Below are 24,771 nucleotides of genomic sequence, written 5' to 3' on the forward strand. Positions count from 1 at the left end.
ACCCTTGTGACGACCTTGAGCTGATACTGGACCTTGAAGGGGTGAGCCCGATCGATTACCCGAACTTCTTTACACCTAACGGCGACGGTTACCACGATTACTGGCAGCCCTTCGGGCTGAGCAACCAGCCTGCGGTGGTGTATATCTTCGACCGCTACGGCAAGCTGCTCAAGCAGATCAGCACCAGCAGCGAGTCCAACGGATGGGACGGCACCTACAACGGCAACCCGATGCCGGGAGACGACTACTGGTTTACCATAGAGTATATGGTAGGCGAACAGAAACGGGAGTTCAAAGGACACTTCGCGCTCAAACGATAAGAAAAATGAATGCATAAAAAAAGGGCTGTCTCAAAATGAGGCGGCCCTTTTTTTATGCAAGTTTAGCACCCCGGAAACATCCTGCCGGCCTTTCAAGTAAAACAACCTTTGGATTATTTTTTCCTCAGTTGCAATTAAAGGCCAAAAAATAAAATAAATTTGCCAGGGCATGTCCCCGTTTTCAAATTCCGTTCGTCAATAAGGCATAACTTAAAAATATATCATCATGAAAGATTTCGTTTTAATTTTCAGGAACAGTGCCAATACTGATGCAAAGCCATCGCCGGAGCAAATGCAACAGGTGCTGACTAAGTGGATGGACTGGATGGCGGGCATTGCCGCACAGAACAAAATGACCGACAGAGGCAACCGCCTGTCGATGTCGGAAGGAAAGACCGTTGGCGCTGACAATGTGGTGACCGACGGCCCATATACCGAGCTTAAAGAATTCATAAACGGTTATATCATCGTAAAGACTGAAACGATAGATGAAGCCGTTGAACTGGCCAAAGGCTGCCCGATATTGCAAATGGGCGGCAAGGTAGAGGTACGTGCCGTAGTGACACCTGATGACAACAGCTAAGCACAACCAGCTTTTACCACACCTGTTCCGGCAGGAGTTTGCCAAAATGACGGCTGTCTTTTGCCGTCATTTTGGCCTTTTGCATTTGGAAGCCGCCGAAGACATAGCAAGCGATACCTTTTTGAAAGCATCGGAATATTGGGCCGTTCATGGAATACCGGATAATCCTCAAGGGTGGTTGTATGCGGTTGCAAAAAATAAAGCGAAGGACTACCTGAAACGCCGGAAAAATTATTCGGATAAAATCAGCAAGGAAGCAGGGCGAGAAAGCATACAGCAGGAGGATGCTTTCGAATTCAGCAGCAAAAGTATCTCCGACAGCCAGTTGGCAATGATTTTTGCCGTATGCAGCCCCGAAAACCCACCCGGTAGCCAGATTGCCCTTGCCTTGCAAATATTATGCGGTTTCAGCGTCGGGGAAATAGCCGATGCCTTCCTTGCTAAGGCCGAAACCATTAAAAAGCGCCTCCTCCGCGGAAGGGAAAAGCTGCGTAACGAGAATTTCAGGCTAACAGGCCTGAGCCCTGAGGAGGTGGACAGCAGGATGGAAAGCGTTTTAAAAACCATTTACCTGTTATTCAACGAAGGTTATTTTTCGCGTTCCAACGACCAGGCTATCCGCAAAGAGCTATGTACCGAAGCCTTGCGCCTGGCCCTGCTGTTGACAGAAAACCCGCTTACCAACCGCCCGCAGGCCAATGCATTATTGGCGCTGCTTTGTTTCCAGAGCTCCCGCTTTGAGGCAAGGACAGATGGCAAAGGTGGAATGGTACTCTTTGAGGAGCAGGACATGGAGCTTTGGAATAAGGAACTCATAAAACAGGGCAACTACTATCTTGTAAATGCCTGTGTTGGAAATGAAGTGTCTAAATACCATCTCGAAGCCTGCATTGCCTACTGGCATACCGTTAAGGGCACTACTAATAAGTGGGAACATATCCTTGGCCTGTACGACCAGTTACTGCTGGTCGACTATTCGCCTGTGGCTGCGCTGAACCGCGTTTTTGCCTATGCGAAAGTACACGGGTACCACAAGGGCATCCACGAAACGGAAAAGCTTCACCTCAAAGACAGCAGCAGTTACCATTCGCTGCTTGGGCACCTATACAGCGAAAATGATGCTGCCAAAGCAGTTTGGCACTATAAAGCAGCGCTGAACCTTACACGGTCTAAGGCCGAAAAGGAAACCCTGCAAAAGGAAATAGGGAAACTTGGCGTGCAGGAATAAAAAAAAGCCCTTGGGATTTGGGCTTTTCTTGCAGAGAGGAAGGGATTCGAACCCTCGATGCCCTTTTGGAGCATACACACTTTCCAGGCGTGCGCCTTCGACCACTCGGCCACCTCTCTAAGTTATTGCGGGTGCAAAAATAGGATTTAAAACCAATATTAAAAAATTATTACGATAATTCTCCGCGCAGCGACGATTCGAACTGCCTTTTGAATTCCGATGCCGTTACCTCCTGGCCCAGCAGGTACATCATTTTGGTGATGGCCGCCTCGGTGGTGATGTCGGCTCCCGATATGACGCCAATCTCCTTGAGCATGGTGCTGGTCTCATAGTGGCCCATGTTTACGCTGCCACCGCTGCACTGGGTTACGTTTACAATCTGCACGCCATTCTGTATGGCTTTTTGCAGTATGGAGATGAAATATATGTCCGTTGGCGCGTTGCCGGAACCATAGGTTTCGAGCACCACCCCCTTTAGCCCCGGAGTGTTGAGTATGGAGGAGAGCACCTGCTCGTTGATGCCCGGGAACATTTTTATGATGACTACATTGTCGTCAAAATCCTTGTGCACCTGCAGTTGTTTTTCAGGCGCATTGGGCCACAGCAGTTCCCTGGTCACTTTGAGGTGTACGCCCGACTCCGCCAGTGCAGGGTAATTGGGCGACATGAAGGCATTGAAATGCTCTGCGCTGATCTTGGTGGTGCGGTTGCCGCGGTAGAGCTTGTATTCAAAATACAGGCATACCTCACGGATCACCGGTTCGCCGTTGCTCTTCAGCGAGGCTATCTGTATGGCGGTGATCAGGTTCTCCTTGGCATCGGTGCGCAGGTCGCCGATAGGGAGCTGAGACCCTGTAAATACTACCGGCTTGGCCACATTTTCGAGCATGAAGCTCAGCGCCGACGCCGAGTAGCTCATGGTGTCTGACCCATGAAGGATCACGAAACCGTCAAAATCATTATAATGTTCTTCGATAAGCGATGCCAGCCTGGCCCACTTATGGGTATTCATGTTGGAGGAATCGATGGGTTTGTCGAACGAAACAGCCTGTATGTCGCAGTCCAGCAGCTTGAGCTCGGGTATGCGCTCCAGCAGGTTGTTGAAATCGAAAACCCTGAGGGCCCCGGTTTCAAAGTCCTTTACCATGCCTATGGTCCCGCCTGTATATATGAGCAGTATGGACGGTTTAGACATTCTGGTACTTCATTTTATTGACTACCGGGTTAGCATACAGCGCCAGGAAGCCTTCGCGTACTATCTTGTTCTCAATGTCTATGCGCATTTCAAGCCGCCTTTCAAACAGCTGCTTTTCTTTTTCGGTGTACTGCCCGGCAAACTGCGAAGTGTTGTGCAGCAGGTCGTAGGCTATGTAGTTGGTAGGCCACAGCTTGTAGCTGTTTTGTATCGAGTCGTCTATCACCTGGGCCAGGGCCTGTATCTGCCTGTTCTGGTTGTCGTGCTCGCGGGCAATGGCATCCAGCTTGGCATCCAGTATTTCGCCCATGTGCAGGTGGATGCGCTTCTTCTGCCCCATGATGCCGCTGATGAGCGTCATGAAGTCCTCATTCTTTTCCTTGATGTACACTTCATCGTTCGCTTCGGCCATGAGCCTCGGCATTTTCAGCATGTCAGTAGGGTCGTATTCGTAGGAAATGGAAACCGGTACGATCTTCGCCTTTTTGAAGTACTCCATCAGGTTCTCTTCGTCCGATGCCATGGCCAGCATCTTGAGTACGCCCTGCTGGGTAACGTCGTTACCGTCCTTGGTGCGGCCTTCGCGCTGGGCGATCCATACCGAGCGGTTTTCGCGGAACAGCATCTGGCCTATGTACTCCGACATCAGCTTGGAGCTTTGCAGCAGCTCGCGCGGCGGCAGGTTGCGCTGCACCAGGAAATTACGGTTGAGCCTCGAGAGCGCATGCAGGAACGACTTTTGCACCAGGTTGTCGCCAATGGCCGACGCGGTCATGATAAGGCCGTGGTCGTACAGGCTGACATTGATGAGCGAGGTATCGAGTATGATGTCCCTGTGGTTGGATATGAAAAGGTATGGCGTGTGCTTGTCCAATTTTTCAAAGCCCGAAGTAGTAAGCCCTTCGGAGCTTTTTTTGAGCACCATCTGTATGGCCTGGTAAATGAAATTGATCTGGAAATCCCTTTTTGAATGGGTTTTTTTCAGCTGCTCCATCCAAACAGCCTCTTCCGTATCGGGAAAGGTGAAGCTCATGAGCGCCTTCATCATAGGGTGGTTAGCTACGCTGCGTATGGCCTCGTTAACCTCAGTATCATAATAAGGCCTTATATGGTCAAATTTCGACATGTACTTCTTAAGGGTTAAAACAATTCACAAATGAACAAAAAAATTGGGAATTAAACCGAAATTCTTTGTTAAATACCATATACTTCTGCAGAATTTTGTGTAGTCGCCGTGGCAATTTCTTGCACGGTAACGCCATAAATGGAGGCCAGCTTTTCGGCTACCAATTTCACATAGGCACTTTCATTGCGCTTCCCGCGAAAGGGTACCGGCGCAAGGTAGGGCGCATCCGTTTCGAGCACGATGTGCTTCAGGGGAATATCTTTCAGGAACTGGTCGATCCTGCCATTTTTAAATGTAGCCACACCACCTATGCCCAGCTTCATGTTGTAGCCGATGGCTTTCTGCGCCTGTTCGAAATCGCCCGTAAAGCAATGGAAGATGCCATACAGCCCCTCCCCTTTTTCCGACTCCAGCACTTCAAACACCTCGTCGAAGGCATCACGGCAGTGGATGTTGATGGGCAGGCCGTATTTTTTGGCCAGCCGGATCTGGTGCTTAAAGGCATGCTGCTGTTCGGCAAGGCGGGTCTTGTCCCAATAGAGATCGATGCCTATCTCGCCCACGGCATAAAATTTATGTGTGGCCAATTGCTCTTCGACATGGGCCAGTTCCTCCCGGTAATTGTCCTTTACATAGGTGGGGTGCAGCCCCATCATCAGGAAGATGTTGTCCGGGTACTGCTTTTCCAAATCGTACATCTGCTGCGTATAGCTGCTGTCGATGGAGGGCACAAAGAAGCGCGTCACCCCGGCATCGATGGCCCGATGTATCATGGCATCGCGATCCTGTCCAAATTCTTCGCTGTATAAATGGGTGTGGGTATCGGTAAGTATCATTGTCAAATGTTGAGGCGCTAAATTACGAACCTATTGCGGAACCACAAGTGGTTTTAATTTTTACCACAAAGTCCACCATGTATTACACGGGGTTCACAAAGCTGTGTGCAGAAGCGCACAAAGCGAAGCGTTAGCCTTGTGTCCTTCCGCACTAACAGGCCTGGCTTGTGTCCTTTGTGAAAAATCGTTGTGCCCCTTGTGGTAAAAAAATACAGCCCTTACTTTAACTTTTACTATTTTTGGCTTATGGATAATTTATACGACACCCTCAAAAAAGCCGGGTACAAACGCGTCAAGTTTAAAATTTCGAAAACCCAGCACCTGCTCATCAGGGCAAAGGTGAATGGCGTTGAGGGCAAATTCATACTCGACACCGGGGCCTCCAACAGCTGTGTCGATTTCCAGGGGATTGCGCACTTCAACCTTTCGGCCAATGATTCCGACACGAAAGCTGCGGGTGCGGGTGGCATCGGGATGCTTACGCAAACCTCTGTAAAGAACAAGCTGAAGCTGGGCCGCTGGTCGACCAAAAGCTTCGGCCTGGTGATATTCGACATGTCGCACGTCAACGAAGCATTACGCCAGTATAATGCCAAGCCGGTGCACGGGATCATCGGAGCCGACATACTGATGAAAGGAAAGGCGATCATCGATTATTACAACAGCTGTTTTTATCTTAAATAATTAAGAAAGCGTAAGTTTATTTCTTACTTTTGACTAAAAACCAACCTCTTATGAAAATAAAATTACCTTTCTTCGTTACCCTGCTGCCCTTGCTTGCCATAGCGCAAACGCCCATCACGACATCGGGCACGCAGTATACCCCGCAACAGCTCGTAACCGATGTATTGCTTGAAGGTACGGGCATTACGGCTACGAACATCACGTCCTCTACAGGAACTAATTTTGGAAGCGTTAACGGGTTGGGCTATTTTGCCGCTACAGGTGACAGTTTCCCTTTAGAAAACGGCATAATACTGTCTACAGGTGATATTTCCCTTGCACCCGGCCCCAATGCCTCCGTACAAAGTGCCGGCGCGGGCAACTGGCAGGGCGATGCCGATGTGCTTGCCGTAATGCAGCAGGTAGGCACGGGAACGATAACTGCCATGAATGCTACAAAACTCGAATTTGATTTTACAGCGGTTTCCGGACAGATTGAAATTAATTATGTTTTCGCGGCAGAGGAATATGGGCTGTACCAATGCGGTTATTCGGATGCCTTTACCATGCTGCTTACCGATATTTCAACAGGCGCATCGGAAAATATAGCTGTGATCCCGGGGACAGTACTTCCGGTAAACGTAATCACTGTCCGCAACAACGCTTATAATAACCAATGCCCATCGATGAACCCGCAATATTTTGGTGAATATTCTGACCAGGGCAGTGCTCCTACGGCAACCAATTTTAACGGCCGTACCGTACAGATGACGGCCTACGCCAACCTGGTGCCCGGAAACAGCTACCACCTGAAATTTGCCATTGCCGACAGGAATGACACCGTATTTGACTCGGCTTTATTTATCGAAAGCATCAATGTGTCGGGAGAAAACTATGTAACCTATGCGGGAACGCCCGATACGCAATATGCATGCGACAACAGCGGCCTTGGTTTCGCAACATTCAACCTGGCCGAAAATGACAGTGAAGTCCTGGATGGCCAAAATCCTGACGACTTTACCGTTGCCTATTTTGAAACCATGCTGGATGCCGAAAATAACGCAAATGCGATAAATGACCCTGAAAGCTACGACAATATCGAGTTGTATACGCAAACCATCTATGCCAGGCTTTCCAGCAACCTGTACGAGTCGCATGCTGTGGTTTCTTTCCAAATTACAGCCGTTCCGCAGCCATTTGCAGGAGAAACGGAGCCCATTATTGTGCTGGGTAATATACCGGGCGCTACGGCTTTTGTTAACCTGACAACCCAGGAAGCGGTTATCCTGGACGGCCAGGATCCGGAATCTTTTGAAATCACCTATTATACTTCCGAAATCAATGCAGCGTCCGGAGCTCCTTCGATATCCGCGCCCGAAGCCTATTTTACAGCTTCTGCAACGCTGTACTTCAGGCTGGAACACATCGGCGGCGGCTGCCATACGATTGGCGAAATAGAAGTGATAGTGCTCCCATCCGACTATGAAACACCTGCGCCGGATGGTGACGAAGAACAGCAATTTGAAAATGGCGATACCCTGGCCGACCTTGAAGTGGAGGGCGAAGAGGTGCAATGGTATGATAATGCCGGACAGGCGGGCCCACCCAACACCACCGATACCGACACTCCCCTGCCCCTTAGCACTGTGCTCGTTGACGGCACCACCTATTATGCTTCGCAAACCGTTTATGGAATCGAGAGCGTGCAGCGCCTTGCTGTAACGGCTCATGTTACCTTGGGTACAGATGAAAGTACGTTCAGCGGCTTTACATCCTTCCCGAACCCGGTTACCGATGTGCTCCACATAACCAATGCCACCAGCCTGGAGTCGGCCACCATCCATAACCTGATGGGGCAACAGGTAATGAGTGCGGAGATCAACACTGCGTCGGCTCATCTGGACCTGTCCGGCCTTGCCAAAGGAATGTACTTCGTTACCCTGCGGAGCAATGGCGCAGAAAAGACCATCAGGATCATTAAGGAGTAAAACACTCATTTCATTACATACAACAAAGGCTTCCCGAAACGGAAGCCTTTGTTTATTAAATACGCGGGGAAAAGTAGGGTTTTCGACATATTGTTTGTTTACAAGACGGCGATAGCGCCACATACCTAACTAAACAAATCAATACCATGAAAAAAACATGCTTAGCTGCGCTTGTTCTTTTAGGACTATTCAGCTCCTGCGAAACTACCGAAACCACCTGGTCCCCGGACGAAACGAACAATCCTGCGCCGCCTACGGCCCAGCAATTCGCGGCGCTGCAAAACCAGGCACTGGAAAACATTACACAGGAGTTTACATTTGATGCTAATGCCCCAATTACCAATTATACCTCTGCCAAAGGGGTGGTTGTGAGCATCTATGGCGGCTGCTTTACAAAGAATGGCATCCCTGTTACAGGAAATGTCGATTTGGAGTTCATAGAATTATTTGACAGGGGAAATATGCTGGTTACCAATAAGGCAACTATGGGGGTACTGCCCGGAGGTGAGCAGCGCCTGCTTATATCGGGTGGTGAATTTTACATCAACGTTACCCAGAATGGTGAGCAGTTGGAACTGCCATGCGGTTTCCAACTGACAGTGCCTGCATCATTGAGCGGTGGGCTTGACACTGACATGACCTCTTTTTCCGGCACTATCGATGCTGCGGGAAATATGGTCTGGAACTCTTCACAAACCGAATTCTGGGCTGGCGGCGAGAACAACCAAGAGCCTTTTTATAATGCGTTCCTGCAGGATTTCGGGTGGTTCAACTGCGACAAGTTTGCCAGTTTCGATGGCCCGATGACCGACATCCAGGTATTTGTACCGGAAGGATATACCGAAGCGAACAGCAACATTTTCATCGCTATCCCCGGAGAGCCCAACACACTTGGCTACCTATCAGGGCAGTTCCCGGTAGGGCTGGAATGCTACCTGATATTTGTTACCGCCAATGCAGACGGCGGTTTTGCTTATGCTATAAAGACTGTGACGCTAACCGCCGATGCTTCCTACAGCTTTACATCCGATGAGATTGAGGAGGTTACAACGGCTGAGCTGATCGCGCTTATCAACGCACTGCCGTAAAACCACACGGAACAAAAACATAACCGCTTCATTGTAAGCGGTTTTTTTATATACCAACCTGGCGACTGCATCGTAACCTACCGCTGACACAATTTTGGAAAATGGCATTATCTATTATGCGATCCCAAATCATCGACGCGTCCAAAATCGACAATTAAAAATTTAAAGATTTTTCTTACGATAGATAACAGGGCGAGTGATTTTTCAGGAGTGTTTTCCTCCAATAATCCGGCAAGGGACTTTTTATACCCCACAGAGGCCTCAAATATCATCCCGGACACCCTCAAAAATCATCATGACCGGACCTTAAAATCATATCAAAAGGACCTAAAATCATCCAAAACTGACCTGTCAGGATCCGCTTTGGGATGTGTTTTGCAAAATTGGTTTTGGGCTAAAGATAAAAAACCATAAAAATTATGAAAGAGCGACGCAACCTTTTGAAGATTCGATGCATCTATATGATAGTCTGTCGCTTAGCGGCATCCCTATATAGAAAAAGTCCCGCTTTTGGCGGGACTTTTTTACTTTATGTATTTCCTTGTCATTTCGACGATAGGAGAAATCTCAATTATAGCTCAAGCGCCTTCTTAGGATTGTTGTCCATAAGCAACTCAACCGGATTCTCAAGTCCTTCTTTTACAGCCACTAAGAACCCAACCGACTCGCGTCCGTCGATGATCCTGTGGTCGTAAGACAGCGCCACATACATCATTGGGTGGATCTCAACCTTGCCGTTCACCGCGATAGGGCGCTCGATAATGTTGTGCATTCCAAGGATACCCGACTGCGGAGGGTTGATGATAGGAGTAGACAGCATCGACCCAAATACGCCACCATTGGTGATGGTAAAGGTACCTCCGGTCATGTCGTCTACAGTGATCTGGCCATCGCGTGCACGTAGAGCAAGGCGCTTGATTTCAGCCTCGATACCACGGAAAGAAAGCGCTTCGGCATTCCTTACTACCGGTACCATAAGCCCTTTAGGCCCTGATACTGCGATTGATACATCTACAAAGTCATAGGATATTTTGTAGTCGCCATCCATCATTGAATTCACATCCGGGAACAGCTGCAATGCCCTTACCACTGCTTTGGTGAAGAATGACATATAGCCAAGGCTTACACCGCCGTGCTTAGCTTTGAACGCATCTTTGTACTCGTTCCTGATATTGTTTATAGGAGTCATGTTTACCTCATTGAATGTAGTAAGCATGGCCGTTTCATTCTTAGCAGATACCAGGCGTTCAGCCACTTTCCGGCGAAGCATGGAAAGCTTTGTCTTCTCAGACCCACGGTTGCCGCCTGTAGGCGTACCCATAGACGGCACATGGTTTACGGCGTCGTCCTTGGTTATCCTTCCTCCCTTGCCTGTACCGGTAACGGTTGAAGCATCAATGTTTTTCTCGTCAAGTATCTTCCTTGCAGCCGGAGACGGTGTGCCTGTAGCGTAGGTCTTCTCTTCTGCCGGTGCCGCTTTTGGCTCTTCTTTCTTTGGTTCTTCCTTTTTCTCTTCTGCCTTAGGGGCTTCTGCTGCTTTTTCTTCTTTAGCCGGTGCAGCAGCTCCATCGGGTTTGGCAGCGCCTGTATCGATAAGGCATACCACCTGGCCCACCTTTACAGCGTCGCCTTCTTCTGCCTTTAGGGTAATGATACCGCTGGCTTCGGCAGGAAGCTCAAGGGTTGCTTTATCTGAATCCACTTCGGCAATAGCCTGGTCCTTTTCCACATAGTCTCCATCTTTTACCAGCCATGTTGCAATTTCAACCTCTGTGATCGATTCTCCCGGTGAAGGGACTTTCATTTCTAAAACCATATCAGTATGCTTTATTTGTGTTCCTTAATATTGAAAATCAAAAGTACGATTAATTAAATAAATTCTTATCAAAAACCATGGCAATGGCGGCAGCATGGCGTTTTTTAGAACGGGTGTAGCTACCCGCTGCAGGCGCACTGTATGCTTTAAGCGATGCCACCCTCAGCTTCACTTCGCTAAAGTTCATCAACATATAACCGTAAGCACCCATGTTGCGCGGCTCCTCCTGTGCCCAAACATAGTCATCGGCGTTAGGGTATTTTGCAATAATTTCTTTAAGCTGCTCTACAGGAAGCGGGAATAACTGTTCAATCCTGACCACGGCCACATCATCGCGATTCAGGTTTTCCCTTTCAGCGATAAGGTCGTAGTAAAACTTACCGGTACAGAAAACCAGTGTTTTAACTTTAGTCGCGTCTGCCGCAGGGTCGTCAAGCACTTCCTGGAAGGTGCCATTAGCAAACTCTTCGGCTGTAGAAACTACCAACGGATGGCGCAGCAAACTCTTCGGTGTAAATACGATAAGTGGCTTACGGAATGTGGTCTTCATCTGTCTCCTAAGCAGGTGAAAGAAGTTGGCAGGTGTTGTACAGTCGGCCACATACATATTGTGGTTGGCGCAAAGCTGCAGGTAACGCTCCATGCGGGCAGATGAGTGCTCTGCTCCCTGGCCTTCATAGCCATGCGGCAGCAGGAACACAAGCCCGTTTTGGTTGTTCCACTTATCTTCAGCGGCCGAAATGTACTGGTCAATCATGATCTGGGCACCGTTGGAGAAATCCCCGAACTGTGCTTCCCATATCGTAAGAGTTTTAGGACTGGCAAGGGCATAACCGTAATCAAAGCCTACTACACCGTATTCGGACAGTAGTGAGTTGTATATATGGAATTTACCTTTTTGGTCTTTCAGGGTATTAAGAAGTACTACTTCCTCTTCAGAATCTTCAACCTTAATCACTGCGTGTCGGTGTGAAAATGTCCCTCTCTCCACATCCTGGCCGGAGATGCGAACATCATAGCCTTCGGTCAAAAGCGAACCGTAAGCCAACAGCTCGGCCATGGCCCAGTCCAGCTTGTCGGTTTCAAAATACATTGCTTTCCTGTCATTGATAAGCTTCTGTATTTTTTTAATGAACTTTTTGTCTGCCGGAAGCTCAGTAATCTTACTGGCTATGTCATCCAGTATTTCCTTAGAGAAGGCTGTATTTACTTTCTTCAGCATTTCATCTTCGTCAGCCTGGGCAAATCCTTCCCACTCGTTCTGCATAAACGGGCTAATGATTGTAAGCTCTTTTTTCCTGGATGCCTCAAGGCTTTCCTCAAGGATTGCCTTGTAGTCTGCCTCAAGCTTACCTGTGAATTTATCGTCGATAACCCCTGACGCAATAAGCTTCTCAGCATAAATGTCGCGCGGGTTCCTGTGTTTTGCAATGATCTTGTAGAGTTTCGGCTGTGTGAAGCTTGGCTCATCACCTTCGTTGTGGCCATATTTACGGTAACCCAAAAGGTCGATGAATACGTCGCTTCCAAATTCCATCCTGTAATCCAGCGCAAAAAGTACTGCATGCACTACAGCTTCTGCATCGTCGGCATTCACATGAAGAACAGGCGACAGCGTTACCTTTGCAACATCGGTACAGTATGTAGACGAACGCGCATCAAGGTAGTTGGTAGTAAAGCCCACCTGGTTATTCACTACCATGTGGATGGTGCCACCGGTACGGTAACCGTCAAGCTTGGCCATCTGCACGATTTCGTAAACAATGCCCTGCCCCGCTACAGCAGCATCACCGTGAAGCGCTATAGGAAGTACTTTTGAGAAATCCTCAGGAAAGTACCTGTCCTGCTTGGCACGTGCAATGCCTTCGATCACCGCACCCACAGTTTCAAGGTGCGATGGGTTTGGTGCAAGGTTAATATTAATCTGTTTGCCGTTCCTGGTTTTCTTGTCGGCAGTAAGGCCAAGGTGGTATTTTACGTCACCGTCAAAAAGGGCATCGTCGTCATAATCCTTGCCGTCGAACTCACTGAAGATGTCCGATGTCGATTTGCCGAACACATTAGCCAGCACGTTAAGGCGGCCCCTGTGTGCCATACCCATAACGAACTGCTCCACGCCTTTTTCGGCAGCAGCTTCGATAAGCGCATCAAGGGCGGGGATAAGTGACTCTCCACCTTCAAGGGAGAAGCGTTTTTGGCCGACATATTTTGTATGAAGGAAGTTCTCGAAAGAAACGGCCTCATTCAGTTTTGAAAGTATGTTCTTTTTTTGTTCGGGAGAAAAATCAGGCTGGTTATTGTTATTCGAAAGCCTGTTCTGTATCCATTTCCTAACCTCAGGATCACGAATGTACATGTACTCGATACCAATGTGCTGGCAGTACACCTTGCGCAGGTGGTCTACTATCTGCCTTAGGGGTGCCGGCTGGAGGCCCACCTCTTTTGCAGCATCAAAGGTAGTATCAAGATCGGCATCGCTCAGGCCGAACGTTTCCAGTGAAAGGTTGGGAGTAAAAATCCTCCTGTCCCTTACCGGGTTGGTTTTTGTAAAAAGGTGGCCACGAGTACGGTAGCCTTCGATAAGGTTAAGGACCTTAAATTCTTTTTGTAGTTTTTCAGGAATGCCTGAATAGTCCGATACCGGCTGCGCGGCGGGTTTTGGTTGCTCTACATCAAGCGTTTCGTAACCGTTACCCTGCATCCCGAAATCAAACCCCTGGAAGAAACTTCTCCAGCTTGGTTCAACGCTGTCGGGATTTTCTATATATTGATCGTATAAATCTGCAAAAAAAGCGGTGTGTGCCGCATTTAAAAATGAAAACCTGTCCATAAAAATGTGTTTACTGCGTGGTTTTAAAAAATCAATTGCAAAAGTACAATATTTGCAATAAATCTTTCAGTGTTTTTGATATATTTATGTATACTAATTATACACGAAACCAATGAGAACACAAATTTACATTCTACAACAGGCGGAACGCGAAAAAGGAACGCGAATGATCCCGCCTCTCGCGGACAGGCTGTAAAAAGGGTAGAATTTTACGGATTCTATTCAATCTCATAAATCGCCACCTCGTAGTTGTGGCATTTACGATATAGTTAACTTCCAAAGTAACAATTTCAGGATAGCCGCCGGGAACCACATCAGCAATACAAAACTTTGTATAGGGTGTCCATTACGATGTCTTCTGAAATTCCATCCTTTGTTAATGTAATCTTTAAAACTTCCTCAGGAAAACTGCATTTCGCTTTTATTATTTCGCTTTTATTCTTAAGCTCAAAATCAGCTATTGTGATTGATTTTTTCAACGAGCAAGCGCCCGTTTTTTACCAGGCCTGCTTTTTCCAACATTCTGTCGTTCATTTCGGGGTTGGCCTCATAAACAGAATCAAGCTCCTTCTCGGACAGCCCGGCGTAGGTTTTTCGCAAAAAATCAAGATCGGTTTTAATTACAGTAATTCCTTCGCAAGCACAAGCAAAAAACATTACGAGAAATAAGAGGGATAACTCTTTCAATTTAAACAAACTTACATGGTCTCAATAGGCATGATAACATATGAAAAGTTAATTGTAGATTATGAAAGTATTCTACTTTTTTGATTATCAAACTCTTCTTTTGTAATCGCACCTGAATCAAACAACTCTTTGAGCTTCTGAATATTTTCCATTTTTTTACCAAAATCATCTTCTCTTGAATACCGAGGGGTAGTATTATATTCGGGATAGCTATTTGTAATATTAAGCACTACAGGCTCTCCTTCAGTGCGACCTACACATGCCCATATCAACATCGCAATCCACCCTATAAAAGTCCAACCGACCAACAAATTCAGTACGAAAATAAGTGTCCTGTCTACCGCACGACGATTTGAAGCAATATATGCCGGAAGAAAATAAAGCAACAGGATTATAAAAATCAGAATAAGTTCAGTCATACCAAATTTGCCCATTACTATAGATTGTTAATTTTTTATAAAACTATAAAAAATTATTTTACAAAAATCAGGACACCAAACTTTTAATAATCAATACCTATTCCTAAACCACACCTTTTGCCATTCCCTTTTCAGCACCAAAAAAGCCACCTGTTCCGACAGCTCCCCAACATCGGAGCCATCCAGTGATTTAATTTCTTTCTCCGGCACATCAATGATATACAGCAGGTTCAGGTATTCGGCAAATTTGTGCTGTATAAGCCCGTATATCTTATCCTGCACTGCTATCTTCAGCTGTATGGGAGAGGCCTCTGCATCAAGATCAATTGACTCATTAGCCAAGGTAAAATCCTTATTGAGCTGTTCTACCAGCTTGGCATACAGCATTTCCTTTTGAGCCTCGCTCAACAGCAGGTCAGTGTTTTGTGGGGCGGTAAATGTCATAAGGTTAGTTTATTGGACCGTTTCCTTTTATCCCAAAGGAAAAGAATTTTTTCAAGAATCACATCACCCCCGGCGTAAATAAATACAGCGCCAAGGGGTGGGTTGGCAGCAGGCAGAAAGCCCAGCAGCACAGGTTTCCAGGACCAGCACCCATAACCCGTCCCTGCAAACTCAACAAGAACCGCACACAGGGCAATGCAGTAATACTTGCTATCCCATTTCTTGCGGCGCAAAACCCAAAAGAAAAGCATTGCAAAAACAAGGGTAAACACATCGGCGGCAAACACGAAAGCCCCGGCAAAGAGTGCCACAAAAATTACAGCGAACACCTGCTTTAAATACCTCTTGTTGTTTTGCACCGCGGGTGTTTGGGACAATATAAGCCCTGTTGCATATACCATGGCATGTCCAAAAGGAACGTATAGCGGAATGGCATTACCCTTATAATCATACATGCCCAATGCCTCAGAGCACAATAATTCTCCAAGATAGGACAGAAAAGTCATTACAAACATAAGTCGCTGTAACTTGCGCCCCATGGCATAGAACATTAGCATGAAGTAAGCAACAAAAAGGACATTAGCCATTTGCCGGCCATCAAACCAGGCATCCCTGAATTGCACAGAATCTACACCAAGCCCAACGACAATAAGCACAAGAAAAAAAAGCGAAAGCCAAAGCTGTACCGCCTTACGCCCGGAGCTTTCTTCGACCGGTCCCGTGAGTACTATTGCCGGCAGACCTTTAAACATTCCGTTTCATCAGATTTTCACCAAACTGCCTGAGCAATTGTTTCTTATCGGCATGAATATCCATTTTATCCAGTGTAGCAAAGGCTTTCAGTGTATATTGCTCTATGGCCTGCCGGGTTGCGGCATCGGCGCCAGTATGGGTAAAAATATTTTTTACCGCCACAATCTTGTCTGACGGATCTTCGGGTTTTACAGCAAACCACTGCAGAAGATTTTCCTTTTCGTAGGAGTTACCCTGGGCAGAGGCTTTCAGGTACAGGAAAGTCTTTTTATTCTCTATGATATCTCCCCCCACCTGCTTACCGAATGTTGCGGGGTCGCCAAAAGCATCCAGATAGTCGTCCTGCAACTGGAATGCAATGCCCAGATTGAGGCCAAAATCGTATATAAGGTCGCAATTTTCCTGGGTTGTTTGGGCAACTATAGCGCCCATTTTCATGGCGGCGGCAACCAACACGGCTGTTTTGTACTCTATCATTTTGAGGTATTCGGGTTGCGTGACATCGTCGCGCTGCTCAAAATCCACATCCCATTGCTGGCCTTCACATACCTCAAGCGCAGTTTTGCTGAACAGCTTTGCCAGTGAGCGGAACACTGCCGGCTCATATTCCTCAAAATAGCGATATGCCAGTATCAGCATGGCATCACCGGAAAGAATACCGGTATTCAGGTCCCATTTTTCATGCACAGTCTCATGACCACGGCGCAGTGGAGCTTCGTCCATGATGTCATCATGCACCAGCGAGAAGTTATGAAACACTTCTACTGCAACGGCTGCAGGCAGGGCTTTGCGGCAATCGGCTCCAAAAACCTCAGCCGACATAAGCGTAAGTACAGGACGCATCCGCTTGCCACCAAGTGATAAGATATATTGTATGGGAGCGTAAAGGTTTTGCGGTTCTTTTTCGAAGGAATGGCCGGCAAAATAGTCGGCTACGATCTGCTGGTAATGCCCAATGGACTGCATAGATGATATTTTTTGCTAAGATAATGCTTATTGATAAAAGTTTTAGCCAGGAATTTCACTAATCACAAGTGCTATGATTTGTGGGAGCCAACCAATTGACGTACACATACAATTCGTGTAATCGAAGCAAAAAATCTACATCGTAAATTTATCATAAAACTTTAGAAACTTTTTAGGTTTCAAAAGTTTCCTGACCTACATTTGCGATGAATTTAAAGGACAAAATGAAAGAGACAATATTAAATAAAGCAAATGAAATGTTCCTGACACTGGGTTTTAAAAGTGTCACTATGGATGATATTGCGGCTGAACTGGGCATATCAAAAAAAACCATCTACCAGCATTATGCAAATAAAACCGACCTGGTAGAAGCCTGTACCATGCATCTTTTTGGAACCATATCGGCCGGGATAGACAATATCAGGGAGCAGGGAAAAGACTCCATCGAGGAAATATTTATTGTTCGCAACTTTATGATGCAACACCTGCACAACGAGTCGGCATCACCATTTTACCAATTACAGAAATTTTTCCCGAAGATATTTTCATGCCTGCGCGAAAAGCAGTTTGCCAAAATGAACGGCTGCATGGTTGATAATCTTAAAAGAGGTGTTGACTCCGACATATTCAGGAAGGACATCAATATCGATTTTGTATCACGAATTTATTTTACCGGACTGACCGGAATCAAGGATAGCGACATATTTCCTCATAATATGTTTGATGTCCATTCAACCACAAAACAGTTTTTAGAATATCATTTAAGAGCAATAGTCACACAAAAAGGCCTCCAAATACTTGAAAGGTTTAATGAAAAATATTAACTAAGATTTAACACTTGTTAACTCAGAAAAGAGATTAATTTTGCATTGACAAAAATGTCAAACAAAAAAGTTAAACTAAAATGTCAGCTAAAGCAACAGATCAGGACACAGAGAAATTGATAAAGGAGACAGCAATGCAGGTATTCTTTGCCGAAGGGCGCTTTAATGCCACTACCCAAGAGATAGCCGATGCTGCCGGAGTGAACAGGACATTGATAAATTACTACTTCAGGTCGCGGGACAAACTTTTTGAGCAGGTTTTTGAGGAGGCCCACAAACAGGAGCATGAACTGATGGAAAAGATATTTTACTCAGACCTTCCTTTCAAACAAAAGATTGCACGCCACCTGGATGTTGCCTTTGAGCAGTCGCAAAAATACCCTTACCTTGAAATATACATGGTTACGCAGGTAAACCAGGGCTGTAACCTGAAGGACCATGAAAACATGGAGGAGCTGCTCAAGGATTTTTATAAGGAAATAGCAGCTGAGATGGAAAAAGGCACAATTGAAAAAATGAAGCCTGAGCAATTTGCTCTCAACTTCATATCCCTAATGTCGTTCCCTATCTCAATGAGGCCCCTACTACAGGACACGATGGGCTTTAGCAACGAAGAGTATGACACACTGCTTTCTGAACGTAAGGAGATAATAATGAAAACCCTTTTTAAACAATAATCATTCAATCAATTAAATAACAGTTAACACATGAAGATCATCAATGACCTGAAAAGTTACCTTCGTAAAGAATGGGCTTTTCTAATAGCGCTTCTGGCTGTTGGCTCGGCGGGCGCACAAACGGCCCCAATGGAGCTCTCGCTAAAGGACGCTATCAATTATGCTCTTGAGAACAAGGCTGATGCCAAAAAAGCCAAACTCTCTATAGAGAACAGCGAGTATCAAATACAGGAAGTACGATCGCGTGCGTTGCCATCAATAACGGCAAACGGGAACCTGACGTATAACCCAATATTGCAGCTTAACGCGCTGCCGGGCGATTTCTTTGGCGCGCCCGGCACTACCATACTCGCTCCGTTGGGACAGGAATGGGTTTCTACCGCTGGGGTTAACCTCAACCAGGCAATATTTGATATGTCGGTCTTTACTGGCCTTAAAGCGGCACGAAGCACCCGTGAATTTTATCAGGTAAACGCACAGCTTACCGAAGAACAGGTGATTGAGCGCGTTGCAAGCAACTATTACCAAGTGTATGTGCAGCGCCAGCAACTTGCTGTAATAGACAGCACTTATGCAAATACAGCCAAGGTTCGTGACATTATTAAAGGGCAGTATGATAATGGACTTGCAAAGAAGATTGACCTTGACAGAATGAGTGTAAATCTTTCCAACATCAATACGCAGCGGGTACAGCTTAAAAATGCACTCGAATTACAGGAAAATGCATTAAAGTTCTATATGGGTATGCCAATTGCAACGCAGATAGTACTTCCCGAAACAGAATTTAGCGTTACCCCGATTAATATGAGCGAAGTACCAAATACAACCAACCGTTCAGAGTACCAGGTGCTGAAAAAGCAGGAGGAGTTGCTGTACTATAATAAAAAGTCGATTCAGGCAGAGTATTATCCTAAATTATCATTGACGGCGGGGTACAATTACATTGGCCAGGGGCCGGAATTGCCATGGTTTGCAAAACCATCTGACGGCGTCTACTGGTCGGATTTCTCTACCATAGCTGCTAATATCAGCATCCCGATTTTCAACGGTTTCGGTACGCGTGCAAAAGTAAGGCAGGCAACCATAGAACTTAAAAACATTGAGGAAGACCTGAAGGATACAAAGCTGTCGCTCGACCTGGCTTTTGAAAATGCCAAAACACAGATCAACAACAGCATTGTAACTATCAACAACCAAAAGGAAAATGTGAAGCTGGCGCGGGAAGTGCTGGACAACACTGAAAATAATTACCAAAACGGCCTGGCTACCCTTACGGACCTGCTGGACGCGGAAACATCTTACATCGAGGCACAAAACAATTACACCTCTGCCCTGCTTGATTTTAAACTGGCAGAAGTACAGCTGATAAAAGCAAAAGGAGAATTAAGAACATTAACAAACTAATCACAATGAAAAAGGTAATATATATAATAATCGGTGTTGCGGTGTTGGGCCTTGGCTGGTATATACTGAATAAGAACAAAGAGAAGAACGAAGCCGAAACTGCAGTGGTTTCGCAAAGGAATACCGCGGTATCAGTAAGGACCGCTGTAGTTAAAAAGGAAGTACCCAATACGGATTATGTAGCTAACGGTACTTTTGAGCCATTCCAGCAACTGGAGTTTCCTGCCGAGAACAACGGCCGTGTGGTGCGTGTGCTTGTAGATGAGGGCGATGTGGTTCGCAAAGGCCAGGTGTTGGCGGTAATCAAAGGCGACCAGCTGAACATCCAATTGCAAAACGCACAGGCAGCCTACCAAAATGCTTTAACCGACAGCCAGCGCTACGAGAACGCATTTAAAACAGGCGGCGTTACCAAGCAGCAACTGGACCAGGCAAAACTAAACCTCGTAAATGCCAAAGCAGCATTGGACCAGGCAAAAATAACATTGGGAGATGCAAGCATTAAGTCGAGCATCAACGGGATTGTGAACAAGCGCAGTGTAGAACCGGGAACTGTAGTGTCTCCGGGTACGGTATTGTTTGAGCTTGTGGATGTGTCGAAGCTAAAATTGAAAGTAACCGTGAACGAGCAACAGGTGGCGACCCTGAAAGAGGGGGCCATAGTGCCGGTTAAGGCCAGTGTTTTCCCTGATAAGGAACTGAAAGGTAAAGTTACCTTTATTGCACCTAAAGCTGACGCATCGCTTAACTTCCCTGTAGAAATAGAGATTGCCGGCAACCCGGGCAATGAGGTGAAGGCAGGCATGTACGGTTCGGTTGTATTTGGAGAAGGCAAGTCGCAGCAGGCAATCACTACAATACCGCGTAATGCATTCGTAGGCGGTGTGGGCAACAACCAGGTATTTGTAGTGAACGACAGCGTTGCCAAACTTGTTAAAGTAACTTCTGGCCGCATTTACGGTGAGGTAGTAGAGGTGCTTGACGGCCTTAAAGAAGGCGATGTAGTAGTTACAAGTGGACAGATTAACCTGCAGGATGGTACGAAAGTAAGCCCGGTAAAATAAAAGTTTGAGATGGTAAAGTTCGCAAAGGACTTTAAACTTTTAAACCTTAAACTTTAAACTAAAAGAAATGAAATTAGCAGAAATATCCATAAAACGGCCAACACTCATCATAGTGTTGTTCATTATACTTACCCTGGGAGGGCTCTTCAGCTACAGCAGCCTGAGCTATGAGCTTATCCCTAAATTCGAGATGAACGTGGTAACCATCTCTACGGTGTACCCTGGTGCTTCGCCCGGTGAAATAGAGAACACGGTTACCAAGAAAATAGAAGATGCTGTATCCTCCCTGGAGCTTGTAAAGAAGGTGGAATCCAAATCGTACGAAAGCCTTTCGGTCGTAATGGTTACACTTGAAGCCGAAGCGGATGCCGACTACTCGCTAAACGATGCGCAGCGCAAGATCAACGCCATCGAAAAGGATCTGCCTGAAGATGCCGATCCACCCGCACTTGTAAAGTTCTCATTGAGCGACCTTCCGGTAATTACGCTGGGGGCGACATCCAAAATGGATGAAGTAGAATTTTACGACCTTTTGGATAAAAAGATCGAGCCGATACTGGCCCGTGTACCGGGTGTAGCGCAGGTAACGCTGGTGGGTGGCCAGGAACGTGAAATCCAGGTGAACCTTGATGAGGAAAAGCTGAAAGGCTATGGCCTTTCTATCCCTGCGGTACAGCAGGCAGTGCTGGGCAGTAACCTCGACTTCCCGACAGGTAGCGTGAAAACGCGTGAAAGCAGCATGCTCGTGCGCCTTGCGGGCAAATACCGCTCTGTTGAAGAGATGCGTAACCTGGTGGTGTCGTCCAAAGACGGCATACAGGTGCGCCTTGGCCAGATAGCCGATGTACAGGACAGCCAGAAAGAGGCCGACAAGATAGCACGTGTGAACCGTGCGAGCGCTATTGCGATACAGATAACAAAACAAACCGAGGCCAATGCGGTACAGGTGAGTGAAGATGTACACGCAGCAATCGCTAAGATACAGAATGATTACAAAAAGGAAGGGCTGAAGCTGGAGGTGGCTAACGACACTTCCGAATTCACATTGGTTGCTGCAGACGCCGTTATCCATGACTTGTTCATCGCCATATTCCTTGTGGCATTCGTAATGTTATTCTTCCTCCATAGTTTGAGGAACGCGCTTATCGTAATGGTATCAATCCCGGCATCGCTCATAGCCACATTCATCGGTATTTACCTGATGGGCTATACCCTGAACCTGATGAGCCTGCTTGGCCTGTCGCTCGTGGTGGGTATACTTGTGGATGACGCTATTGTGGTGCTCGAGAATATTTACCGCCACATGGAAATGGGCAAGAACCGCGTGCGTGCAGCGTATGACGGTACTGCGGAAATTGGGTTTACCGTATCGGCCATTACTCTGGTTATAGTGGTGGTATTCCTTCCAATTGCCCTGAGTAGCGGACTTGTAAGTAATATCATTACCCAGTTCTGTGTCGTTGTGGTTATAGCCACGCTACTTTCACTATTATCATCATTTACGTTGATCCCATGGCTTTCTTCCCGATTTGGAAAACTGGAACACCTTACCAATAAATCTTTCTTTGGACGGATAATACTCGGATTTGAAAAAGGCCTTGACCGTTTTACCGACTGGGTTACAGGCATCCTTAAATGGTCGCTTAAAAGCCGTACGACAAAGCTGGTAAGCCTTGGTGTGGCAGTGTTCCTGTTCTTCGGTTCGCTTTTCATCGCGGGCACATTTGTAGGTGGGGAATTTTTTGCCAAACTTGACAGGGGCCAGTTCATTGTACAGATGGAACAACCTAAAGATGCTTCATTGGAACAAACGAATTTCATGACACAAAAAGCAGAGGAATTCCTGATGAGCAAGCCTGAAGTGAAAAGTATCATTACCACCGTAGGACAAACGAGCGAAGGCTTCTCCGGAGGCGTGCAGGGTACGGCATACAAAGCTGAAATCACAGTGACATTAGTTGATGAGGAACACCGTGCGGACAACTCATTCGTATATGCTGCAAAAACCAAACGTGAGCTTGAAAAAGTATTGGTAGGCACAAAGATAAAGACCGTACCGGTGAGTATAATGGGAGGGGCCGATGATGCGCCTATCGCTCTTACCGTAACTGCGAACGACCTTGAAAGCGCCATGGCTTACGCAAACCAGGCCGCGGCGGAACTGGCGAAGATAGAAGGTGCGACCGAGATAAAACTTACATCAGAGTCAGGTTCACCTGAGGTGAATGTACAGGTTGACCGCGACAAAATGGCTACACTTGGCCTTGACCTGCAAACTGTCGGCCTGACCATGCAGACTGCCTTTAACGGTAATACCGATGGCAAGTTCCGCGCAGGGCAGTACGAATATGACATCAACATACGCTTTGGCGAACATGACCGTATGAACATTAACGATGTCCGCAACCTTACCTTTGTAAACAACATGGGACAGGAAGTAAAGCTATCCCAGTTCGCAGCTATTACCGAAGGCTCCGGCCCCTCTTTGCTGGAAAGGCGTGACAAGAGTGCCTCGGTTACCGTGCAGGGACAGTCGGTAGGACGTCCTGTAGGGTCGGTAATTGCCGACTGGCAAACTGCCTTCCTGAATAAAGAAACACCTGCAGGCGTAAGCTATGTATGGGGAGGTGACATGGAGATGCAGGGAGAAGGTTTCGGTACGTTGGGTATCGCCCTGCTAGCAGCTATCCTGTTAGTATATCTTGTGATGGTTGCATTGTATAACAGCTTTGTATACCCGTTTGTGGTATTGTTCTCGGTACCGCTATCCTTTATTGGGGCATTGCTGGCATTAGCACTGACCAACAACTCGCTCAACATATTCACGATCCTGGGGATCATCATGCTTATCGGGTTGGTGTGTAAGAATGCGATCCTTCTCGTTGACTTTACCAATCACAGAAAAGCCGAAGGTGAAACGACCCTAAATGCACTTATACAGGCCAACCACGCACGTTTGAGGCCAATCCTCATGACGACCATTGCGATGGTGATTGGTATGATCCCGATCGCTTTGGCCAAAGGTGGCGCGGCACAGATGAACAACGGCCTTGCATGGGTAGTTATAGGGGGGCTTATTTCCTCGCTCTTCCTTACGCTGGTTATCGTGCCGGTTGTATACTCCATATTCGACAGCCTCATCAGGAGGTTCTCTAAAGGCGAGCCAACCGACTATGAGAAGGAAATGGTAGCCGATTATGAGCACCGTGAGCTTAGCGATGACGGATTTACGGTAAAACATTAAGAATCCATATCTGTATATAGGAAACTCCCGGTTGCCGAAAGGTGCCGGGAGTTTTTGCTATATGGTGCTATTATGGTTATTGCGTATAATAGGCCGGGAACTCCCGAACTACCGAGAACAAATCACGAAACTCAAAATATCGTGGGCTCGCACCCGCTACCTTCTCAAAACCACGCTTCCTGAGCAGCATTTTTGTACGCGTTATATGGAAGTATTGTGACACTACGATAATACTTTTAATTTGCAGGCTGTCTTGTAGTTTAAGAATATTGTCAGCAGTGGCGCGGGTATTGTTGCCACGGTTATCAATGACAATATTTTTTATCGGCACCCCGTTCCGTACAAGGTACTCAGCCATTTTATCGCCTTCATAATGACCTTCTTTACCCAAGCCTCCGCTTACTATTAGCAGCCTTACCCTTTGGTCTTTATATAAATTCAGTCCGCAGTCTACGCGTTGTTTGAGACGTTCAGATAGCGTACCGTCTCCATTTACCGTTGTGCCCAGAATAACTGCCGCATCCGCGGTCTTTTCGGAACATTGTAACCCGTCGTATATAATATAGGCAGAATGTAACAAAAACCACACCGTCAATAAACAAAACAGGATTTTAAA

The 24,771-nt window shown here is 46.7% G+C and carries 22 protein-coding genes and 1 tRNA gene; 11 read left to right on the plus strand and 12 right to left on the minus strand.

Going from position 1 to position 24,771, the window contains the following annotated elements; genetic code table 11:
• The 3 genes from OGH69_RS12045 to OGH69_RS12055 form a co-directional block, all read left to right on the plus strand.
• A partial coding sequence (locus OGH69_RS12045) for a T9SS type B sorting domain-containing protein (protein ID WP_265174730.1) occupies positions 1-320 on the plus strand: 320 nt, incomplete at its 5' end.
• A gap of 226 nt (positions 321-546) precedes the next feature.
• On the plus strand, positions 547-903 hold the full coding sequence (locus OGH69_RS12050) for a YciI family protein (protein ID WP_265174731.1): 357 nt from the start codon (positions 547-549) through the stop codon (positions 901-903).
• Complete coding sequence (locus OGH69_RS12055) at positions 890-2,131, plus strand: RNA polymerase sigma factor (protein WP_265174732.1); 1,242 nt, start codon at positions 890-892, stop codon at positions 2,129-2,131. The genes OGH69_RS12050 and OGH69_RS12055 overlap by 14 nt, the downstream gene beginning before the upstream one ends.
• Positions 2,132-2,162: 31 nt before the next feature.
• Here OGH69_RS12055 and OGH69_RS12060 read toward each other — a convergent pair.
• The 4 genes from OGH69_RS12060 to OGH69_RS12075 all read right to left on the minus strand — a co-directional run bounded on the left by OGH69_RS12060 (position 2,163) and on the right by OGH69_RS12075 (position 5,288).
• A tRNA-Ser gene (locus OGH69_RS12060) sits at positions 2,163-2,250 on the minus strand.
• A 50-nt stretch (positions 2,251-2,300) separates the two neighbouring features.
• On the minus strand, positions 2,301-3,326 hold the full coding sequence (locus tag OGH69_RS12065) for an asparaginase (protein WP_265174733.1): 1,026 nt from the start codon (positions 3,324-3,326) through the stop codon (positions 2,301-2,303).
• Complete coding sequence (locus tag OGH69_RS12070) at positions 3,319-4,452, minus strand: 1-acyl-sn-glycerol-3-phosphate acyltransferase (protein WP_265174734.1); 1,134 nt, start codon at positions 4,450-4,452, stop codon at positions 3,319-3,321. Before OGH69_RS12070 ends, OGH69_RS12065 begins: the two co-directional genes overlap by 8 nt.
• 68 nt (positions 4,453-4,520) lie before the next feature.
• Positions 4,521-5,288 (minus strand): TatD family hydrolase, encoded by a 768-nt coding sequence (locus OGH69_RS12075; RefSeq protein WP_265174735.1) that lies wholly within the window; start codon positions 5,286-5,288, stop codon positions 4,521-4,523.
• A 246-nt stretch (positions 5,289-5,534) separates the two neighbouring features.
• On the opposite strand from OGH69_RS12075, the gene OGH69_RS12080 reads away from it, so the two are divergent.
• The 3 genes from OGH69_RS12080 (at position 5,535) to OGH69_RS12090 (ending at position 9,027) form a co-directional block, all read left to right on the plus strand.
• Positions 5,535-5,972: a retropepsin-like aspartic protease gene (locus tag OGH69_RS12080; protein WP_265174736.1), complete on the plus strand. Its 438-nt coding sequence runs from the start codon at positions 5,535-5,537 to the stop codon at positions 5,970-5,972.
• Positions 5,973-6,022: 50 nt separating this feature from the next.
• Positions 6,023-7,939: a T9SS type A sorting domain-containing protein gene (locus tag OGH69_RS12085; protein ID WP_265174737.1), complete on the plus strand. Its 1,917-nt coding sequence runs from the start codon at positions 6,023-6,025 to the stop codon at positions 7,937-7,939.
• A 146-nt stretch (positions 7,940-8,085) separates the two neighbouring features.
• Positions 8,086-9,027: a hypothetical protein gene (locus OGH69_RS12090; protein ID WP_265174738.1), complete on the plus strand. Its 942-nt coding sequence runs from the start codon at positions 8,086-8,088 to the stop codon at positions 9,025-9,027.
• 571 nt (positions 9,028-9,598) lie between these two features.
• Here the strand turns inward: OGH69_RS12090 and odhB are convergent.
• The 7 genes from odhB to OGH69_RS12125 form a co-directional block, all read right to left on the minus strand.
• A complete protein-coding gene (gene odhB, locus OGH69_RS12095; RefSeq protein WP_265174739.1) occupies positions 9,599-10,843 on the minus strand; it encodes a 2-oxoglutarate dehydrogenase complex dihydrolipoyllysine-residue succinyltransferase in 1,245 nt (414 codons plus the stop codon).
• A gap of 49 nt (positions 10,844-10,892) precedes the next feature.
• On the minus strand, positions 10,893-13,673 hold the full coding sequence (locus OGH69_RS12100) for a 2-oxoglutarate dehydrogenase E1 component (protein ID WP_265174740.1): 2,781 nt from the start codon (positions 13,671-13,673) through the stop codon (positions 10,893-10,895).
• 453 nt (positions 13,674-14,126) lie between these two features.
• On the minus strand, positions 14,127-14,360 hold the full coding sequence (locus OGH69_RS12105; protein WP_265174741.1) for a hypothetical protein: 234 nt from the start codon (positions 14,358-14,360) through the stop codon (positions 14,127-14,129).
• Positions 14,361-14,419: 59 nt separating this feature from the next.
• Positions 14,420-14,794: a superinfection immunity protein gene (locus tag OGH69_RS12110; protein ID WP_265174742.1), complete on the minus strand. Its 375-nt coding sequence runs from the start codon at positions 14,792-14,794 to the stop codon at positions 14,420-14,422.
• Positions 14,795-14,869: 75 nt separating this feature from the next.
• Positions 14,870-15,223: a hypothetical protein gene (locus tag OGH69_RS12115; RefSeq protein WP_265174743.1), complete on the minus strand. Its 354-nt coding sequence runs from the start codon at positions 15,221-15,223 to the stop codon at positions 14,870-14,872.
• Positions 15,220-15,975, minus strand: coding sequence for a hypothetical protein (locus OGH69_RS12120; protein WP_265174744.1), 756 nt, complete (start codon positions 15,973-15,975; stop codon positions 15,220-15,222). The genes OGH69_RS12115 and OGH69_RS12120 overlap by 4 nt, the downstream gene beginning before the upstream one ends.
• Positions 15,968-16,942, minus strand: a complete 975-nt coding sequence (locus tag OGH69_RS12125) for a polyprenyl synthetase family protein (protein ID WP_265174745.1) — start codon at positions 16,940-16,942, stop codon at positions 15,968-15,970. The genes OGH69_RS12120 and OGH69_RS12125 overlap by 8 nt, the downstream gene beginning before the upstream one ends.
• A gap of 224 nt (positions 16,943-17,166) precedes the next feature.
• On the opposite strand from OGH69_RS12125, the gene OGH69_RS12130 reads away from it, so the two are divergent.
• From OGH69_RS12130 to OGH69_RS12150, 5 genes are all read left to right on the plus strand, one after another.
• The gene (locus OGH69_RS12130; protein ID WP_265174746.1) at positions 17,167-17,766 is read left to right on the plus strand and encodes a TetR/AcrR family transcriptional regulator; all 600 of its coding nucleotides are present in this window, start codon (positions 17,167-17,169) and stop codon (positions 17,764-17,766) included.
• Positions 17,767-17,846: 80 nt separating this feature from the next.
• A complete protein-coding gene (locus tag OGH69_RS12135; protein ID WP_265174747.1) occupies positions 17,847-18,443 on the plus strand; it encodes a TetR/AcrR family transcriptional regulator in 597 nt (198 codons plus the stop codon).
• A gap of 30 nt (positions 18,444-18,473) precedes the next feature.
• Positions 18,474-19,847, plus strand: coding sequence for a TolC family protein (locus tag OGH69_RS12140; protein ID WP_265174748.1), 1,374 nt, complete (start codon positions 18,474-18,476; stop codon positions 19,845-19,847).
• Positions 19,848-19,852: 5 nt separating this feature from the next.
• On the plus strand, positions 19,853-20,911 hold the full coding sequence (locus OGH69_RS12145) for an efflux RND transporter periplasmic adaptor subunit (RefSeq protein ID WP_265174749.1): 1,059 nt from the start codon (positions 19,853-19,855) through the stop codon (positions 20,909-20,911).
• 67 nt (positions 20,912-20,978) lie between these two features.
• Entirely contained in the window at positions 20,979-24,155 is a 3,177-nt protein-coding gene (locus OGH69_RS12150; protein ID WP_265174750.1) for an efflux RND transporter permease subunit, read from the plus strand.
• Positions 24,156-24,231: 76 nt separating this feature from the next.
• Here the strand turns inward: OGH69_RS12150 and OGH69_RS12155 are convergent, their stop codons facing one another.
• Positions 24,232-24,744, minus strand: coding sequence for a YdcF family protein (locus OGH69_RS12155; RefSeq protein ID WP_265174859.1), 513 nt, complete (start codon positions 24,742-24,744; stop codon positions 24,232-24,234).
• Positions 24,745-24,771 lie beyond the last annotated feature (27 nt).

It is taken from the genome of Flavobacterium sp. MFBS3-15 (assembly GCF_026107645.2).
GTDB lineage: Bacteria > Bacteroidota > Bacteroidia > Flavobacteriales > Flavobacteriaceae > Flavobacterium.

Coding starts and splice junctions, on each gene's coding strand:
- OGH69_RS12050 (WP_265174731.1), top strand. CDS start 547: ATGAAAGATTTCGTTTTAATTTTCAGGAACAGTGCCAATACTGATGCA.
- OGH69_RS12055 (WP_265174732.1), top strand. CDS start 890: ATGACAACAGCTAAGCACAACCAGCTTTTACCACACCTGTTCCGGCAG.
- OGH69_RS12065 (WP_265174733.1), bottom strand. CDS start 3,326: ATGTCTAAACCGTCCATACTGCTCATATATACAGGCGGGACCATAGGC.
- OGH69_RS12070 (WP_265174734.1), bottom strand. CDS start 4,452: ATGTCGAAATTTGACCATATAAGGCCTTATTATGATACTGAGGTTAAC.
- OGH69_RS12075 (WP_265174735.1), bottom strand. CDS start 5,288: ATGATACTTACCGATACCCACACCCATTTATACAGCGAAGAATTTGGA.
- OGH69_RS12080 (WP_265174736.1), top strand. CDS start 5,535: ATGGATAATTTATACGACACCCTCAAAAAAGCCGGGTACAAACGCGTC.
- OGH69_RS12085 (WP_265174737.1), top strand. CDS start 6,023: ATGAAAATAAAATTACCTTTCTTCGTTACCCTGCTGCCCTTGCTTGCC.
- OGH69_RS12090 (WP_265174738.1), top strand. CDS start 8,086: ATGAAAAAAACATGCTTAGCTGCGCTTGTTCTTTTAGGACTATTCAGC.
- odhB (WP_265174739.1), bottom strand. CDS start 10,843: ATGGTTTTAGAAATGAAAGTCCCTTCACCGGGAGAATCGATCACAGAG.
- OGH69_RS12100 (WP_265174740.1), bottom strand. CDS start 13,673: ATGGACAGGTTTTCATTTTTAAATGCGGCACACACCGCTTTTTTTGCA.
- OGH69_RS12110 (WP_265174742.1), bottom strand. CDS start 14,794: ATGGGCAAATTTGGTATGACTGAACTTATTCTGATTTTTATAATCCTG.
- OGH69_RS12115 (WP_265174743.1), bottom strand. CDS start 15,223: ATGACATTTACCGCCCCACAAAACACTGACCTGCTGTTGAGCGAGGCT.
- OGH69_RS12120 (WP_265174744.1), bottom strand. CDS start 15,975: ATGTTTAAAGGTCTGCCGGCAATAGTACTCACGGGACCGGTCGAAGAA.
- OGH69_RS12125 (WP_265174745.1), bottom strand. CDS start 16,942: ATGCAGTCCATTGGGCATTACCAGCAGATCGTAGCCGACTATTTTGCC.
- OGH69_RS12130 (WP_265174746.1), top strand. CDS start 17,167: ATGAAAGAGACAATATTAAATAAAGCAAATGAAATGTTCCTGACACTG.
- OGH69_RS12135 (WP_265174747.1), top strand. CDS start 17,847: ATGTCAGCTAAAGCAACAGATCAGGACACAGAGAAATTGATAAAGGAG.
- OGH69_RS12140 (WP_265174748.1), top strand. CDS start 18,474: ATGAAGATCATCAATGACCTGAAAAGTTACCTTCGTAAAGAATGGGCT.
- OGH69_RS12145 (WP_265174749.1), top strand. CDS start 19,853: ATGAAAAAGGTAATATATATAATAATCGGTGTTGCGGTGTTGGGCCTT.
- OGH69_RS12150 (WP_265174750.1), top strand. CDS start 20,979: ATGAAATTAGCAGAAATATCCATAAAACGGCCAACACTCATCATAGTG.